This window comes from Massilia sp. METH4 (genome assembly GCF_037094685.1).
In the GTDB taxonomy this organism is placed as follows: Bacteria; Pseudomonadota; Gammaproteobacteria; order Burkholderiales; family Burkholderiaceae_D; genus Rugamonas.
In genome coordinates, this window is record NZ_CP146614.1 from 5,974,849 (window position 1) to 5,990,565 (window position 15,717).

At 67.6% G+C, this 15,717-nt stretch carries 15 protein-coding genes; 8 read left to right on the forward strand and 7 right to left on the reverse strand.

The genetic code is table 11. The annotated features are described in order from the left end of the window. Nucleotides 1–617 precede the first annotated feature (617 nt). The 3 genes from V6Z91_RS26125 to V6Z91_RS26135 all read right to left on the reverse strand — a co-directional run bounded on the left by V6Z91_RS26125 (nucleotide 618) and on the right by V6Z91_RS26135 (nucleotide 2,990). Nucleotides 618–2,231 (reverse strand): GMC family oxidoreductase N-terminal domain-containing protein, encoded by a 1,614-nt coding sequence (locus V6Z91_RS26125; protein ID WP_338763163.1) that lies wholly within the window; start codon nucleotides 2,229–2,231, stop codon nucleotides 618–620. Nucleotides 2,232–2,407: 176 nt separating this feature from the next. Then, nucleotides 2,408–2,557, reverse strand: a complete 150-nt coding sequence (locus V6Z91_RS26130; protein WP_338763165.1) for a hypothetical protein — start codon at nucleotides 2,555–2,557, stop codon at nucleotides 2,408–2,410. A 106-nt stretch (nucleotides 2,558–2,663) separates the two neighbouring features. Continuing rightward, nucleotides 2,664–2,990, reverse strand: coding sequence for a nuclear transport factor 2 family protein (locus tag V6Z91_RS26135; protein ID WP_338763168.1), 327 nt, complete (start codon nucleotides 2,988–2,990; stop codon nucleotides 2,664–2,666). Between the two features lie 102 nt (nucleotides 2,991–3,092). Between V6Z91_RS26135 and V6Z91_RS26140 the strand changes: the two genes are divergently transcribed. Further along, nucleotides 3,093–4,019, forward strand: coding sequence for a LysR family transcriptional regulator (locus tag V6Z91_RS26140; protein WP_338763169.1), 927 nt, complete (start codon nucleotides 3,093–3,095; stop codon nucleotides 4,017–4,019). 55 nt (nucleotides 4,020–4,074) lie between these two features. Further along, on the forward strand, nucleotides 4,075–5,214 hold the full coding sequence (locus V6Z91_RS26145; protein ID WP_338763172.1) for a GAF domain-containing protein: 1,140 nt from the start codon (nucleotides 4,075–4,077) through the stop codon (nucleotides 5,212–5,214). A 29-nt stretch (nucleotides 5,215–5,243) separates the two neighbouring features. Here V6Z91_RS26145 and proX read toward each other — a convergent pair whose 3' ends face one another. Genes proX through proV form a run of 3 tightly spaced genes read right to left on the reverse strand, consistent with a single transcriptional unit; the run spans nucleotide 5,244 to nucleotide 8,629 of the window. Further along, nucleotides 5,244–6,293: a glycine betaine/L-proline ABC transporter substrate-binding protein ProX gene (proX, locus tag V6Z91_RS26150; RefSeq protein WP_338763174.1), complete on the reverse strand. Its 1,050-nt coding sequence runs from the start codon at nucleotides 6,291–6,293 to the stop codon at nucleotides 5,244–5,246. 15 nt (nucleotides 6,294–6,308) lie between these two features. Next, nucleotides 6,309–7,397, reverse strand: a complete 1,089-nt coding sequence (proW, locus tag V6Z91_RS26155; RefSeq protein WP_338763176.1) for a glycine betaine/L-proline ABC transporter permease ProW — start codon at nucleotides 7,395–7,397, stop codon at nucleotides 6,309–6,311. Beyond that, nucleotides 7,394–8,629, reverse strand: coding sequence for a glycine betaine/L-proline ABC transporter ATP-binding protein ProV (gene proV / locus V6Z91_RS26160; protein WP_338763178.1), 1,236 nt, complete (start codon nucleotides 8,627–8,629; stop codon nucleotides 7,394–7,396). Before proV ends, proW begins: the two co-directional genes overlap by 4 nt. A gap of 616 nt (nucleotides 8,630–9,245) precedes the next feature. Between proV and V6Z91_RS26165 the strand changes: the two genes are divergently transcribed. Beyond that, nucleotides 9,246–9,473 carry a hypothetical protein gene (locus V6Z91_RS26165; RefSeq protein WP_338763181.1) on the forward strand — a complete coding sequence of 76 codons (228 nt, stop codon included), beginning with the start codon at nucleotides 9,246–9,248 and terminating at the stop codon, nucleotides 9,471–9,473. Nucleotides 9,474–9,641: 168 nt separating this feature from the next. Continuing rightward, on the forward strand, nucleotides 9,642–10,793 hold the full coding sequence (locus tag V6Z91_RS26170) for an ATP-binding protein (RefSeq protein ID WP_338763184.1): 1,152 nt from the start codon (nucleotides 9,642–9,644) through the stop codon (nucleotides 10,791–10,793). A gap of 9 nt (nucleotides 10,794–10,802) precedes the next feature. Here V6Z91_RS26170 and V6Z91_RS26175 read toward each other — a convergent pair whose 3' ends face one another. Further along, nucleotides 10,803–11,234, reverse strand: coding sequence for a PACE efflux transporter (locus V6Z91_RS26175; protein ID WP_338763186.1), 432 nt, complete (start codon nucleotides 11,232–11,234; stop codon nucleotides 10,803–10,805). 122 nt (nucleotides 11,235–11,356) lie between these two features. Between V6Z91_RS26175 and V6Z91_RS26180 the strand changes: the two genes are divergently transcribed. The 4 genes from V6Z91_RS26180 (at nucleotide 11,357) to V6Z91_RS26195 (ending at nucleotide 15,626) form a co-directional block, all read left to right on the forward strand. Continuing rightward, nucleotides 11,357–12,250 (forward strand): LysR family transcriptional regulator, encoded by an 894-nt coding sequence (locus V6Z91_RS26180; protein ID WP_338763189.1) that lies wholly within the window; start codon nucleotides 11,357–11,359, stop codon nucleotides 12,248–12,250. Nucleotides 12,251–12,320: 70 nt separating this feature from the next. Further along, the gene (locus V6Z91_RS26185; RefSeq protein ID WP_338763192.1) at nucleotides 12,321–13,766 is read left to right on the forward strand and encodes an NAD-dependent succinate-semialdehyde dehydrogenase; all 1,446 of its coding nucleotides are present in this window, start codon (nucleotides 12,321–12,323) and stop codon (nucleotides 13,764–13,766) included. Between the two features lie 139 nt (nucleotides 13,767–13,905). Then, the gene (locus V6Z91_RS26190; protein WP_338763195.1) at nucleotides 13,906–14,337 is read left to right on the forward strand and encodes a DUF2231 domain-containing protein; all 432 of its coding nucleotides are present in this window, start codon (nucleotides 13,906–13,908) and stop codon (nucleotides 14,335–14,337) included. Beyond that, the gene (locus V6Z91_RS26195; RefSeq protein WP_338763198.1) at nucleotides 14,334–15,626 is read left to right on the forward strand and encodes a sorbosone dehydrogenase family protein; all 1,293 of its coding nucleotides are present in this window, start codon (nucleotides 14,334–14,336) and stop codon (nucleotides 15,624–15,626) included. Before V6Z91_RS26190 ends, V6Z91_RS26195 begins: the two co-directional genes overlap by 4 nt. The last annotated feature ends 91 nt before the right edge of the window (nucleotides 15,627–15,717 follow it).

The window sequence follows — 15,717 nt, forward strand, 5'->3', positions numbered from 1 at the left end:
CGCGTCGCGCAGCCTGCGGGGCATGGCTTTCGTGTATCAGCCGCGGATGGATGATTCCGGATCGGGGGTACCGTCGTGGATGCTTCCCGGTCGGTGCTTGCCGCACGCAAAGCAGCAGTGCTGACTTCCACCCCAACGGAGGAAGCCCGGTGCGGACCCGGCGGGTCCGACCCCAGGGTGTGCACCGTGGGTTCTGTCTGTCACTGCTGGCGCACGGCCAGGGCGCGCGCCGGCGCCGGCATGCGGCAGCGAAGGCCGCATGGCGTATTCGGGCAGGCCGACACGCCGGCCTGCCCCGCACAGGATGTGCTGGTTCATGAAGGTACCCTTCGGCCGTTCGGCCGGTACCCGATGACTTATTGGTTCTGGTGGAAAGCGCTCTGCGGCGCCTGGCGTGCGCCCGGTGCCATGGCGGCGCCGGGTGCGAGGCCAATGTACGACAGCGACCAGCGGCCAACCAATTACTTTTCGATTGGAATCGATACCACAAACGGTATCGCTAGTCCGTTCGCAGAGGAGCGAACGGGCTGGGCGCCGACCGGCACGGCGTGCCGGCCAGCGTGTTTGTCGGAAGTATGCAACGCCCGCCGCCCCTTTGCGGCGGCACGGGCAGGCCGTCAGATGCCGTGCTTCGCCCTGATCGCGCTCGCCGCCTGCTCGCCGATCACGACGCATGGCGCCATCGTATTGCCGGTCGTGATGCGCGGCATGATCGACGCGTCGGCGATGCGCAAACCCTCGACCCCGTACACCTCGAGCTTCCCGTTCACCACCGACATCGCGTCGCGGCCCATCTTTGCCGTGCACGACTGGTGCCAGTAGGTCACCGCGCCATTGCGCAGGTAGCGTTCCATGTCCGCGCGGCCCAGGTTGCCGGGCATGCGCTCGCCCGTCACGAGGCCGCGAAACGCGCTTGCATTGCCCAGCTCGCGGCACATCCGCACGCTGGCCAGGGCCGCCTCGATATCCTCCGGATCGGCCAGCGTATTGGCGCGGATGATCATCGCATCGTGCACGCCCGGCCCGGAAAGCAGCAGCTCGCCGCGGCTTTTCGGCTGCGCCAGGCCGGCGAACATGGTCCAGCCGTGCTGCGGCACGCCGAGCGCGGCATTCTCCGCGCTCGGCACGGGAAACTCGACCTGGCAATGCAGCATGTCCGGCGCGTCGAGGGATGGATCGCTCTTCCAGTACAGCGTGGCCTCCGAGCCGCCGTTGCCCACTTCCTGCGGCTCGGCATATTCCCAGATGCATCCGAACGACACGTGGTCCTGGTGGTTCTGGCCCACGCCGGGCAAGTGCTGGCGTACCGGGATGCCATGGCGCCGCAATTCCCGTTCCGGCCCGATGCCCGACTGCATGAGGACCTTCGGCGTGTTGACCGCGCCGAGGGAGAGCACGACTTCGCGCGCGGCCTGGAAGGTGCGCACGCGGCCGTCCTGCACGACTTCGACACCGGTCACCCGGGTGCCGTCGAAGGTCAGCCGGGACACCAGCGCACCGGTCAGCACCGTGAGGTTCGGCTGCGCCATGCGCGGATACGTATAGGACCGGAAGATGGACAGCCGCTTGCCGTCGCGGATGCGCAGGTCGTTGATGGCCGCGCCGCCGGCGGCTTCCATCATGGCGCCGTTCGGGCTGTCGAACGTCGGGACCCCGAGCGAGCGGGCCGCTTCCAGCATCAGGGTGGCGGCGGGCTTGGGCGCCTGCGCCGGGGCTAGGTAGACCGGCCCGCCGCTGCCCCTGCGGGCGGGGTCGGACGGGCCGTGCCAATCCTCGATACGGCGATAGAGCTCGAGCACGGACTGATAGTTCCACCGATCGTCGCCGGCCTCGGCGGCGAAATAGTTCCAGTCGGCGCGGTGTCCGCGCGCCCACACCATCACATTGATGCTGGAGCCGCCACCGAGGACCTTGCCCATGTTCATGGGAATGGCACGCCCGTTCAGGTGCTCGTTCGGCTCGGCCGTGAATCCCCAGTCGCGTTCGGAACCGAGGTTGAGCGGCCACTGTGCCGGGTCGATCACGCTGGCGACTTCGTCACTGCCGCCCGCTTCGAGCAGCAGCACGCTGACCGCCGGATTTTCGGCGAGCCGCGCCGCCACGACGGAACCGCCGGAGCCGGCGCCACAGACGATGAAATCGAAGCGGGTGTTCTCGCTCCGGGACAAGTGAAGCTGGTTGGCGGGCACGGCCTGTGCAAGGTCGCGCTCTTCTGGAGTCGTGCTGGACATGTTCATGCTCTCATGAATTGCCGCGGCGCTCGCGCCCGCGGCTGGCGTTGCATGCATTATTTGCATGTATTGCCGATTATATCGTTTTTGCCGATTTTGCCGATTTATTCTTTCGGGCCGCGATGGTCACGAATGCTTCCCGGCGTTGCCGTGGCGGCGGCTCGCCAACACGGCAATCAAACGGTCGGGGTCGTTCCACCATCGCTCACCAGCCCGGCGCCATGGATGGCGGCGGCAAGCGGCAAAAGCAGGAAGGCGACCAGCTCGGCCACATGCGCCGGTTTGCCGGGCCGGCCGATGATGGGGATGCTACCGGGCGAGTCCATCAGCGCCGCCCTCGCCTCTCCTCGCCGCCGCCGCGCTGCGCGGCCATCCGCCCGACGAAGGCCTGGGCGCCGCTGGTCTCGGTGAAGCCATGGAAGCGATACGTGCTCATGGCCCGATCTCCAACGCGGCGATGCCGTCGGGCCGCAGTACGAAATTGAATTGCAGCGTGGCCGGACTGCCGGGGAAATTGCCCGAGACGGTGGCCGTCAGCCGGCAACCTGCATCCGTGCCGGCCAGGCCGGCCGGCACGATGGTCGCCTGGTAGCGCGACGTGGCCTCCTCGGCCCAGGCGGCGATGGCGGCGGTACCGCGCCGGGTGGTGCCTTCGTCGCGCACGGTTGCGTCCGCGATGAAGCAGCGGGCGACGCGCTCGGCGTCACCGTCGTTTGCCGCCGCGACATAGGCGGCGACCAGCTGGGGTAGTTCGATCATGGCTTTCTCCTTGAGGTGTTGCGGCAGTGTAGGCCCGTGATCCCTGGCGAAAAAGCCATCAAAGCGCTAAGCTCCATGAACCCACGGTTCATAATGGACGACATGAGCTCTCTCGAACTGATCCGCCTTTTCCTCGCCGTGGCCGAGCAGCGCAGCTTCACGCTGGCGGCCCGGCGCCTGAATGTGAGTCCCACCGCTGTCAGCAAGGGCGTGCGGGCGCTGGAAGGCCGGCACGGCGTTCCCCTGTTCGTGCGTAATACGCGCAGCGTGGCGCTGACCGATGCGGGCGCCGCCCTGCTGGAAGTCCTGAAACCGGCCGTGGACCAGATCGACGGCGCATTCGCGGAATTGGGCCGCTTCCAGCACCGTCCTTCGGGCCACCTGCGCGTGACCGCGCCGCGCGCCTTCGGCTTCCTGCTGGCGCGGCACCTGGTGCCGCGCATGCGGGAGAAATACCCCGACATCACGTTCGACCTGTCGCTCGACGATGGACTGGTCGACCTGGTGGCCGCTGGCTTCGACGCGGGCGTGCGGCTGGGGCAGTCGATCGCGCAGGACATGGTGGCGATCGCCCTCAGCCGGCCACTGGCATGGTCGCTGGTGGCGTCGCCCGGCTACTTCGCGCGGCACGGACAGCCCGAGACGCCGCGCGACCTGCTGCGCCGCGCCACCATCCGCTACCGCTTCCCCACCTCCGGCGTGCTGCCGCCCTGGCGCTTCACGGCGGGCCGGGACGGCGAAGCGGCAATCCAGCTCGATACCAACGCGGCCCTGTGCGCGAATGACACGGGCATGATCGCCGAGCTGGCCCGCAAGGGCCTCGGCATCGCCTACCTGCCCGACATCGAGATCGAAGACGATCTGGCGAGCGGGCGCCTGGTGCGCACGCTGTCGCCCCATGTGCCGCGAACCTCCGGCCTCTACCTGTACTTCCCCATGCGCAGCCAGCACCAGTCCAAGATCCGGGCCCTGATCGAGCAGGCATCGCTGCTGGCGGGCGAAGGTGTGCTCGACGCGATGCCACCGTGACTTCGCCTGCCTCCCGGCGCCGGACGCTCGCGGGGCTTCGGCTATACTCCCGGCCATGAAGAGCTCCATCATCACCACCGCGCAGGCAGCGAAGATCCTGGGTGTTTCGGCGCGCACGGCGCAACTCTGGGTCGAAAGCGGCGTGATTCCTTCCTGGAAGACGCCCGGCGGGCACCGGCGCATGTACGAGAGCGATGTGCTGGCGGCGCTGGAGCGGGGCAATACCATCCAGCCGGCCGGGTGGGAAGTGCTCGTGCTGGCACCTGCGCGCCACCACGCAGCCTGGCTCGAGGCGTTCGCGGCCATGGATGTCGACGCCGTCACCTGCCTGGACGACCCCGTGGCCGCCGCCGTGACGCTCGGGGCCACGGTGCCGGACATGCTGGTGGTGCACCTGGAAGCCCTCGACGAGCACATGCCGGGCTTTCTCGCCAGGCTGCGCGGCGTTCCCGTGCTCGCCCGGCTACGGATCGTGATCGCGACCAGCTTGCCGGCCGTGGAGGTCGACGCCTTGCTGGGCTCCGGCCTGCACCACACCGTGATCCCGCTCCAAGACCTGCCCGAACGGGCACCGCGGGAATTACCGCAGCAACTGACGCAGCAACTGACGCGGCAACTGGCGCAACATTCCCCCATCAAGCCCGCCACGGTGCCGCCTTTGCCGCCGGCCTTGCACCAGGCGCCATTCCCGGTCGGCGCCAATGAAGCGCGCCGCCTCGCCGCCGTGCACCGCTCGGGCCTCCTCTACAGTGCCCAGGAAGAAGCGATGGACAATATCGCCCAGCTTGCGGCGCTGAGCCTCGGCATGCCGGTAGCGCTCATCAGCGTCATCAGCGAGGACAAGCAGTGGTTCAAGGCCCGGGTGGGCCTCGAGCTGAGCGAGACGGAGCGCAGCTGGGCCTTCTGCAATTACACGCTGCTGCAGGATGGCGTGCAGGAATTCTCCGAACTGGACGCCGACCCGCGCTTCGCCGACAACCCGGCGGTCGCCGCCGCGCCGCATTTCCGCTACTACGCCGGCGCGCCGATTCGCGACGACTTCGGATTCGCCCTCGGCTCCCTGTGCGTCATCGACACGAAACCGCGCAAGCTGGGCCCGGAAGGCATCCAGATCCTGGCCCGCCTGGCGCGGCAGGCTTCCCATGAAGTCGGCCGGGCGATACGGGCCGCGGCAAGGCGCAAACAAGCCCTGTAGTGCTTTCGCACCTTCTTGCTCTCCTCGACTCAGGACTTGGCCGCCGCCAGCGCCTGCGCGATCCACGCGTCGAACAGCGCCTTGTGGTGCAGGATCCAGCCGGCCACGTGCCGCGCGATATCGTCCTGCGTGTTCTCGCCCTGGCGCATGCGCTCGTTCTGGGCGTTGATATCGGCGATCGGCAGGCGCATCACTTCGAACAGTTTCACGGCCGCGGGGTTCTTCTCGGCCCAGGCGCGGTTCACCACGATGCGCGTGGTGTTCACGGAAAAGCCGTAGTCGCTGCCGTCGGCCAGGCGGGTGTCGGCCTTGCTCGGGTTCGACGAGAACGGCGCCTGCAGCCACACCACGTCCTTGCCCGGCACCAGCACCCCGCTCACCCAGTAAGGCGTCCATGTGTAGTACAGCACCGGTTCCCCGCGCCGGTAGCGGCCGATCATATCGGCGATCAGCGCCGGATAACTGCCCTGCACGTGCTTCACCGTCGCGCGCAGCCCGTAGGCGTCCAGGTGGTTCTCGATCATCGCCTCGCAGCCCCAGCCGGGATTGCAACCGGCCAGGTCGGCCTTGCCGTCGCCGTCATGGTCGAATACCTTGGCCAGTTCCGGGTCGCGCAGCTGGGCGATATTCGTGATGCGGTATTTCTCGGCGCTGGCCTTGTCGATCAGGTAGCCCTGCGCGGCCGGCCCGGCATAGTGGCCGGTGCGCAGCAGCTTCGCGTCGCCGCCCGCGTTGTCGAAATAGTCCTTGTGCAAGGGGTCCCAGTGCACCGCGAGGAATGTGGCGTCGCCGTTGGCGATGGCAATGTGCGCGGCCGGGTAGTCGACTTCCTTGACCGGTTCCGGCTCGTAGCCCAGTCTTTCCAGGGCCGCATCGACCAGCATGGTCTGGAAGGTTTCCTCGGCGATCGGGCTTTGCAGCGCCTGCACCTTGCTGCCCTTGCCGGGCAGGCCGGCATCCGGCGCCTGCGCCATGGCCAGACTGGTGGTCAGCGTCAGCGCGGCCAGCGCAAGGGCCGACAGCCACCGGAAGCGGCGCTGCGTCTTGTACGTGTCCTTGAAGTGTTCGATGTGATGCATTGGATTCCTTTCTGTTTATCGTGCGGCGGCCGGCGCGGCCGCTTCGCCGCGGGCGGGAGCGCCGCGCACCAGGCGCAGGATGAAGCCGGCAGGCCCCGTCTGGTACCAGTGGCGCACGCCGCGGCGCGGCTGGCCCATGGCCTGCGTGAGGCGGTCCAGCGTGATCGCCAGCAGCACGATGCCGAGGCCGCCCACGGTGGCCAGGCCCATGTCCAGGCGGCCGATGCCGCGCAATACCATCTGGCCCAGTCCGCCGACCGCGATCATCGAGGCGATCACCACCATCGACAGCGACAGCATCAGCGACTGGTTGATGCCGGCCATGATGGACGGCATGGCCAGCGGTACCTGCACGCGCGTCAGCAATTGCCAGCGCGAGGCACCATAGGCGCGCGCCGCCTCGACGAGGTCGGGCCGCACCTGGCGGATACCCAGGTTGGTGAGGCGCACCAGCGGCGCCAGGGCGAAGATGATCGTCACGATCACGCCGGGCGCATTGCCGATGCCGAACAGCATGACGACCGGCACCAGGTAGACGAAGGCCGGCGTGGTCTGCATCGCATCCAGCAGCGGGCGCAGCAAGTTTTGAGCGCGGTCGCTGCTGGCCAGGAAAATTCCCAGCGGCAAGCCGATTGCCAGGCAGAAGGCCAGCGACGTGAGCACCAGCGACAGCGTGATCATCGCTTCCGGCCAGACGCCCAGCATCGACACGGCCAGCAGCGCCAGTACGGTGCCGGCGGCCAGGGCGCTGGTGGTGAATTGCCAGGCCAGCAAGCCGATGATGGCGATCACCACGGCCGACGGGGCGGCCAGCAGCACGTCGCCCATGCCGGTCAAGGTCGCGTCGATCGGGGCGCGCACGGCCTGGAAGAACGGCCGGCAATGCGCAACGACCCAGCCCAGGCCGTCGTTGATCCACGCCTGCAGCGGCAGCGAGCCGTCAAGGAGTTGCCCCAGCAGGGATTGGCTGCCGTGCGCCGGCGCGGCAGTTGGTGGAACGGCGTCGAGCCAGGACGTATCGCCTGGCGGCGTCGGCAGCCAGGGGTTGGCCTGGGCAGGCTGTTCTGCCGCCATTTCCGGTGGAGTCATGGTACTCGGATTCATACATGTCCTTTCTGTGTTGGGGCCTCGGCAATGGGAGGCGTGTCGCGGTCGAGGAACTTCAGCAAGGTGGTCTTGCTGATGGCGCCGCGGAAGCTGCCGTCGCCGGCCACCACGGGAACCGCGTACGGCAATTGCGCCACCTGGCCGAACAGGCCGGCCACGGGTTCGTCGGCATCGATGCACCGCACTTCCGGCAGATAGGCATGTTGCAGGCCCAGCGGCCCCGTGTGGCCGTCGAGCGCGCTGCGCAGCGAATCGGCCGACACCACGCCGAGGAATTCGCGCTTGGGGTTGACGACATAGGCGTACGCCCTGTCCTGCTCTTCCAGCATCGACAGCGCCGCTCGCGCGCCGCGGGTCGGCGATTCCGACACCACGATCTGGCTCTTGCGGGCGATGTCGCCGGCCTTGAACACGGCCGCCGTATCGACGCCGCGCACGAAGTTGCGCACCCAGTCGTTGGCGGGCTTGCGCAGGATTTCTTCCGGCGTGCCCACCTGCACCACGTGCCCATCCTTCATGAGGGCGATGCGGTCGCCGATGCGCATGGCTTCGTCGAGGTCGTGCGAGATGAAGACGATGGTGCGGCGCTTGATCTGCTGCAGCCGCAGCAGCTCGGACTGCATCTCCGTGCGCATGAGCGGATCGAGCGCGGAAAACGCCTCGTCCATCAGCAGGATCGATGGGTCGCAGGCGAGCGCCCGGGCCAGGCCCACGCGCTGCTGCATGCCGCCGGACAGTTCGTCCGGATAGCTGCCGGCATAGGCGGCGAGGCCCACCTGCTCCAGCGCCTGCCGGGCCAGCGCATGGCGCTCGGCCTTCGGCATACCGGCCAGTTCCATGCCGAAGGCCGTGTTGTCGAGCACGCTGATATGCGGCAGCAGCGCGAACGACTGGAACACCATGCTGATGTCCTTGCGGCGCAGGGCGCGCAGCTGCGCGTCCGGCAGGGCATTGATGTCTTCGCCGTCGACCAGGATGCGGCCGGCGGTGGGCTCGATGAGGCGGTTGAGCATGCGCACCAGCGTCGACTTGCCCGAGCCGGACAGGCCCATGATGACGAAGATCTCGCCTGCCTCGATGGTGAAGGTGGCGTCGAACACGCCGATGGTGCAGCCGGTCCGGGCCAGGATGTCCTGCTTGCCGGCGCCCTGCTTGACCAGCGCCAGCGCCTCGTCGGGCTGGTCGCCGAAGACCTTGAAGACATGTTCGATGCGGATTTGTTTTGCCACGTTGTGGTTCTCCTTCGATTTCGCGAATGACATGAAACCCTGGGCGAAGAGCCTTGGACGGGAATCGGCGAACCCTGTGCCACGGGACTACGGCAGCGCAACGGCGCATACGAGCGGTGGACAGGGCGAGATACGCGGGTCCGGCGGGCGGTGCGAGGCGCCGGGATTGCTTTGCGTATCAGTGGTGCGCATCGAAAGAGGCTGGGCTTCAGGACTTTCGAGCACGCGGGTGCGGCGCAAGCGCCAGGCACCGGGTAGCCGCCGGCGACGTGCCGAACGACTGTCGGATGTGGGCGCGGAGCCCGGGATGCGTTTCGCACGCGTGGCGTGGAAACAGCTTGCAGCAGGAGCGCTGCGGAGCTAACTGTTGTGAATGTCCGCCAATTATAACGTAACGTGATGTAACTGTCCAGTTGCATTCCCAAACGGAATGCACGTGTGCGCGTTCCCGGACCGACGGGCGCTTCTGCGGTCGTCCTTTGCCGTAGTCGGAACTCGCGCTTGCCACGATTTGCAAGACTTACCGAACCACTGATTGATCCATATCAAACACCCCCAAATTGTCCTGTGCAAAACGTCCCCGTCGCTTACGATTGAAGAGCGAGGAGGAGACGCGATGCACCACTACGACCTCGTCACGTGCCGCCGGGTGAACTACATACAGGCCGCCATGGTCCAGGCGGCAATCGCCATCCAGCGAAGCCACGGGACATCGACTGCCACTGCCGTACTGGAATCGGAACGTTTGCCGCAGGCGGTGATCGACCGTGTCCTGTCCACCGGGGCGCGCACGCGCTCGTGCCCGTACACGGCATTCGAGCCGACCTGCGTCCCCGATACCTGACCAGGACAGTTCAGCGCCACGTTCGCGCCCGGTGCTTTCGGCCGCGGCACCAATGCGCCCGACGCCGACAGGCCTGGGAGACAGATTCCTACGCCGCTTCTTTTGCGCGCAAGCCATAATCGATCCGCATCGGACCTACAGCGGTTCCTGCTCGCCCGAGATACCCAAATGACTCGCCATTTCGAACATGCCCTGCTGTGCCCATGGCCCGCGGGCCCGCACTGGGATGCGGCCTGGGACTGGGCACTTGCCCAGATGCCCTGCCCTGCCTTCCGGTGCGACGAACAGGGGGCGATCGTATTCCAGAATGCCGCGGCGGAGCGGCTGTGGGGTGGCCAGCCGCCCGGCGACGCCGGCCGGTGGAGTGGCTTCGTGGCGCTGTGGCTGCCCGACGGGACCCCCGTCGAGCCCTGGGCGTCGCCAGCCGCGCTGGCCGCGGGCGGCGCCGAGGTACCGCCCACGGAACTGCTGGCCGAATCCCTCGACGGCGAATCGCGCCGTGTCGTCTTCCACGCCCGCCCGCTGCTCGACAACGAGGGCCGCCGCGCCGGCGCGCTGTGCGCGCTCACCGACGTGAGCGAGCGCCGCCGCCTCGAAAGCGAGGCCCGGGCGGCCGACGAGGACCGCGTCGTCTTCCTGTCGATGCTCGCCCACGAGCTGCGCAACCCGCTCGCGCCCATCATGAGTGCCGCCGGCGCCATGCGCAAGATGTGCGGGGATCCCATCGTTACGCGCATGGCCGACATCGTCGATCGCCAGGCCCGCCAGCTTGTCCGCTTCATCAACGATCTGGTGAGCGCGACGCGGCTGCACGACGCGCCCGAAGTGCCCGTCGTGATCCGCGACAGCAACGTCGGCGAGGTGGTGGATCTGGCCGTGGATGTCGTTGCCGCGGCCGCGCGCGCGCGTGGCCAGACCCTGTCGCTCTCGGTTCAGGACCGGGCCGCACCATTGCGCTGCGACCCCGAGCGCATTGCCCAGGCCTTGGGCAATGCCTTGCTCAATGCGATCGAACACTCGCCGGACGGCGCGCGGATCCGGCTGGATGCGCAGCTCGCCGGCAAGGACTTCCATGTGCGGGTATCCGACGATGGCGCGGGCATCGAGCCGGGCCGGCTGCGGCAGATCTTCGAGCCCTTCAAGAGCTTCGACACGGCGGTCGGCAAGGCCAACCCGGCTGGCGGGATGGGCTTGTGGGTCGCCAGGTGCGTGGCCGAAGCCCACGGCGGAGCCGTCCATGCCCGCAGCCGCGGGCCCGGCACCGGCACCACCGTGGTCTTCACGTTGCCGGTCGGGGCCGGCGCATCCGCCGGCCGGTGAGACCCGGCTTCAGGCCGGCCGCGCCGCGCCAGCGGCGACGGGAAACAGGCGGTCGTAGGCGAGATTGAACAGGAAGCCGTACACCAGGTAGAAAAACACGATCGCCACGTCCATCAGCAGCGCCTCCCACAGCCCGATGCCCAGATACCACGCGATCAGCGGGATCAGCATCACGACCAGGCCAGCTTCGAACAGGAAGGTGTGCGCGACCCGGTGCGCCAGGGTCTTGTGCACGCTGCCACGCATGGCCAGCATGGCGCGGTCGAACAGCACGTTGAACACGAAGTTCCACAGCGTGGCGATGGTCGCCGACGCGATGCCGATGACACCCATGTCGCCGACCGGGTGTCCGAAGATCGCCGCCGACCCGGGAATGAAGATGGCCAGGGCCACGGCCTCGAACAGGAGCGCGTGCCGCACACGGTCGCCGAATGTACGCATGGTGTTTCTCTTTCTCTTGCTTGCCGGCCAGGCACAGGCCCGGCCATTGACTCAGGGGCAACATGATCGCATACTCGATAAATGTATGCATACAGGCAAAATCGAGACATGACGCTCCAGATATGAAGCACCTGAACTGGGATGACCTCCGGCTGCTGCTGTTCATCGCACAGGAAGGAACGTTGCGGGGCGCCGGCCGCAAGGCTGGCTTGAGCGCGGCAACCCTGGCGCGCCGGCTCGACGAGCTGGAAGACGCGATGGGCCAGAAGCTCGTCGAGCGGTTCCAGGGCGGCTGCACCGCCACGCCTTTCGGCGCCAGCGTCATCGCCCTGGCCGGCCAGATGGGCGAAATCGCGCTGGAAGTCGAACGCACGCGCGACCAGCGGGACGCCCAGGCCACGTCCGGCGTGGTGCGCATCAATACTGACGAATGGCTGTCTTACTTCCTCACGACACGCTTCGCCCCCTTCCACGACGCCTACCCGAATGTCGAAGTGGAGATCGTGACGTCGCACCGGCCGTACAGCCTGGCACGGCGCGAAGCCGATATCGCGATCCGCCCTTACCGCCCGGAGCAGCTCGACCTCGTGGCGCGCCGCATCGGCACCCTGTCCTTCGGGCTGTATTGCCGGCGCGATGTCGCGGCGCGCCATGCTGCCGCCATCGCGAGCGGGGAATGGGCGAGCGTGCCCTTCGTGGGTTTCGACGAGCCACGCTCGGAGTTCCAGTCCGACCGCTGGCTGCGCGCGCTACCCGGCGCGCCGGTGCCGTGGATGCGGTGCAGCTACGGGCTGGGCATCCTCGACGGCGTTTCCCACGGCGCCGGCCTGGGGGTGCTGGCGACCTTTCTCGCCGGCGACCTGCCGGACCTGGTGGGCGCGATTCCCCATATTCCCCAGCTCGACCAGGAGATCTGGCTGTCGATGCATGGCGGCCTGCGCCGCAGCGCGCGGGTGCGCGCCGTGGTCGATTTCGTGGAACGGGTGTTCGCCGATTACCGGGCGACGGGTCATTGAGCCGCGACGGGCGCTGCAAGGATTTGGTGCAAGGAGTAACATTGCCTTCCCCACAAAGAGATCCTTCATCATGACGACGCCAAGCTATCCCGACACCCGCCTTCTCATCGCCAACGAATGGCAAGACGCCACCGGCGGCAAGACCCTCCCCGTGATCAATCCGGCCACCGGCCAGCCGATCGGCACCGTGGCCCACGCCAGCGTGGCCGACCTGGACCGCGCGCTCGCCGCCGCCCAGCAGGGCTTCGAGACGTGGCGCGCCGTGCCGGCGGCCGAACGCGCGGCCATCATGCGCCGTGCCGCCACGCTGCTGCGCGAGCGCGCCGACGACATCGCCCGCCTGCTCACCCAGGAACAGGGCAAGCCGCTGGCCGAAGCGAAAGGCGAAGCGCTGGCCGGCGCCGAAATCATCGACTGGTTCGCCGCCGAAGGCATGCGCGTGTATGGCCGCATCGTCCCGTCGCGCAACCCGGCCGCGCAGCAGCTCGTGCTGAAGGAACCCGTCGGCCCCGTGGCCGCCTTCACGCCCTGGAACTTCCCCATCAACCAGATCGTGCGCAAGCTGTCCGCCGCGCTGACGACCGGCTGTTCCTTCCTGTGCAAGGCGCCGGAAGAAACGCCGGCTTCGCCGGCGGCGCTGCTGCAATGCTTCGTCGACGCGGGCCTGCCGCCGGGCGTGGTCGGCCTGGTGTTCGGCAACCCGGCCGAGATTTCCGGCTACCTGATCCCGCATCCGGTCATCCGCAAGGTCACCTTCACCGGTTCCACGCCGGTGGGCAAGCAGCTCGCCGCCCTGGCCGGCGCGCACATGAAGCGCGTGACGATGGAGCTGGGCGGCCATGCCCCCGTGATCGTGGCCGAGGACGCCGATGTCGCGCTGGCCGTGAAGGCTTCCGGCGCGGCCAAGTTCCGCAATGCCGGCCAGGTATGCATCTCGCCGACCCGCTTCCTCGTGCACAACGCGATCAAGGAAGAATTCACGCGCGCGCTCGTGCAGCACGCCGAAGGCCTGAAGATCGGTGACGGCCTGGCCGAAGGCACCACGCTGGGCCCGCTGGCCAACGCGCGCCGCGTCAGCGCCATGGCCCAGGTCGTGGAAGATGCGAGGGCCAAGGGCGCCATCGTCGCGACCGGCGGCAGCCGCGTCGGCGATGCGGGCAACTTCTTCGCGCCGACGATCCTTGCCGACGTTCCGCTGGAAGCCAGCATCTTCAACGACGAACCCTTTGGCCCGGTCGCCGGCATCCGCGGCTTCGACAGCCTGGAAGACGCGATCCGCGAGGCCAACCGCCTGCCCTACGGTCTGGCCGGCTACGCCTTCACCCGCTCGATCAAGAATGCCCAGCTGCTGATGAATCGCGTGGAAGTCGGCATGCTGTGGATTAACCAGCCGGCCACGCCGAGCGCCGAGCTGCCGTTCGGCGGCGTGAAGGATTCCGGTTATGGCTCCGAAGGCGGTCCGGAGGCGCTGGAGTCGTACCTGAACACCAAGGCCATCTCGATGGTGGGCGTGTAAGGCGACTTCGCGGGTCGGGGTGCGCCGCAGCGCAGCGTTCCCCGATCCGGCCGTGGTCGCTGCCGGCAAGCTCAACCATGCGCCATCGCAATCCTGATACCGCTAGGATCAAACCTGGCGAAACAACGAGGACCATGCGATGTCAACCCCGACCACGGCCAGTCCAGCCCTCCGGCAGCCCCCGGCACCTCTCCATGCCATCCTGCTCGCGGGAACCGTTCCCCTGTTCCTGGGCGCCCTGCTGAGCGACCTAGCCTACTACGAGACTTACCACATCCAGTGGAGCAATTTCGCCTCCTGGCTCATCGCCGGCGGCTTGCTGTTCTGCGGATTGGCCCTTCTCTACGCGGTGATCCACCTGATCCGCGCCACGCGCACGACCGGGCGCGAACCCGTGCAGTTGCTGCTCCTGCTGGCCACTTTCGTGGTCGGCCTGATCAACGCCTTCGTACACGCCAAGGATGCCTGGGCCGCCATGCCGGCGGGCCTGTACCTGTCGATCGTCGTCACCGTGCTCGCCTGCATCGCGGCGTGGCGGGGACTGGATACCCGTGCGGGAGGTGCGCGATGAAACGCTGGACTCCACTGGCCGCCTCGTGCGCGGCCCTGATGCTGGCCGCCTGCGGCGACGATGGCGGCGGATCGCAGGCGCTGGGCGCGGACCCGAAGCTGCCCGAACCGCAGGGCGGCCTGCTGCCCAGCATGAAGATCGCCGAGCCGGCCGCGTGGGGCGAAAACAAGCCGGTAGTCCCGCAGGGCTATACGATCAGCGCCATCGCCACCGACCTGAAGATCCCGCGCCAGACGCTCGTGCTGCCGAACGGCGATATCCTCGTTGCCGAGGGCCGCGGCGGCAGCGCGCCCAAGCTCAAGCCCAAGGACGTGATCGCCGGCTATATCAAGGCCAAGGGCACCACGAAGGTCGAGAGCGGCGATCGCCTGACACTGCTGCGCGACGCCGACGGCGACGGCCGCTACGAACTCAAGACCGTCTTCGCGGAAGACTTGAACGCACCCTACGGCCTGGCCTATCACGACGGCAAGCTCTACGTGGCCAACCAGGACGAACTGGTGCGCTTCGACTACCAAGAGGGCCAGACCAGGGCGGGGGGCAAGCCTACCAGCGTCGCCAAGCTGCCTGCCGAAATCAATCACCACTGGACCAAAGCGCTGGCGATCAGCCCCGACGGCCGCTTCCTGTACGTGGGGATCGGCTCGAACAGCAATATTACGGAGCGTGGCATGGAAGCGGAACGCGACCGGGCCATGGTATGGCAGGTCGATGCCGAAACCGGCGCCTACAAGCCGTATGCGACGGGCCTGCGTAACCCGACGGCGCTGGCGATCCATCCGGAGACGCGGCAGCTGTGGGCGGTCGTCAACGAACGCGATGAATTGGGGCCGGACCTCGTGCCGGACTACCTGACCTCGGTGCGCGAGGGCGCGTTCTACGGCTGGCCGTACAGCTACTGGGGCCAGAACGTCGACCCGCGCGTCAAGCCGGGGGACCCGGACAAGGTGGCGTCCGCCGTCAAGCCGGACTATGCGCTCGGCTCCCACGTCGCCGCGCTCGGCGTGTCCTTCTCCGTGCCCCAGATGGGCAACGCGTTCGCCAACGGTGCATTCGTCGGCGAGCACGGCAGCTGGAACCGCAAGCAGCCGGTCGGGTACAAGGTGGTTTTCGTGCCGTTCGCCAACGGGCGTCCGGCAGGCCAGCCGGTGGACTTCGTCACCGGCTTTCGCGATCCCGACGGCAAGACGCGCGGGCGGCCGGTGGGCGTGACGGTCGCTCCGCGCGGCGCCTTGATCGTCGCGGATGACCTGTCGAATACGGTATGGAGAGTGTCACGCCGCCAATAACTGTTTGTGGACGGGTAACAACACCCACGGCAATACTTGCTGCTTGCAAGAAATTACATACCAGCCATACAATTGCCCTTTTATAAATCCA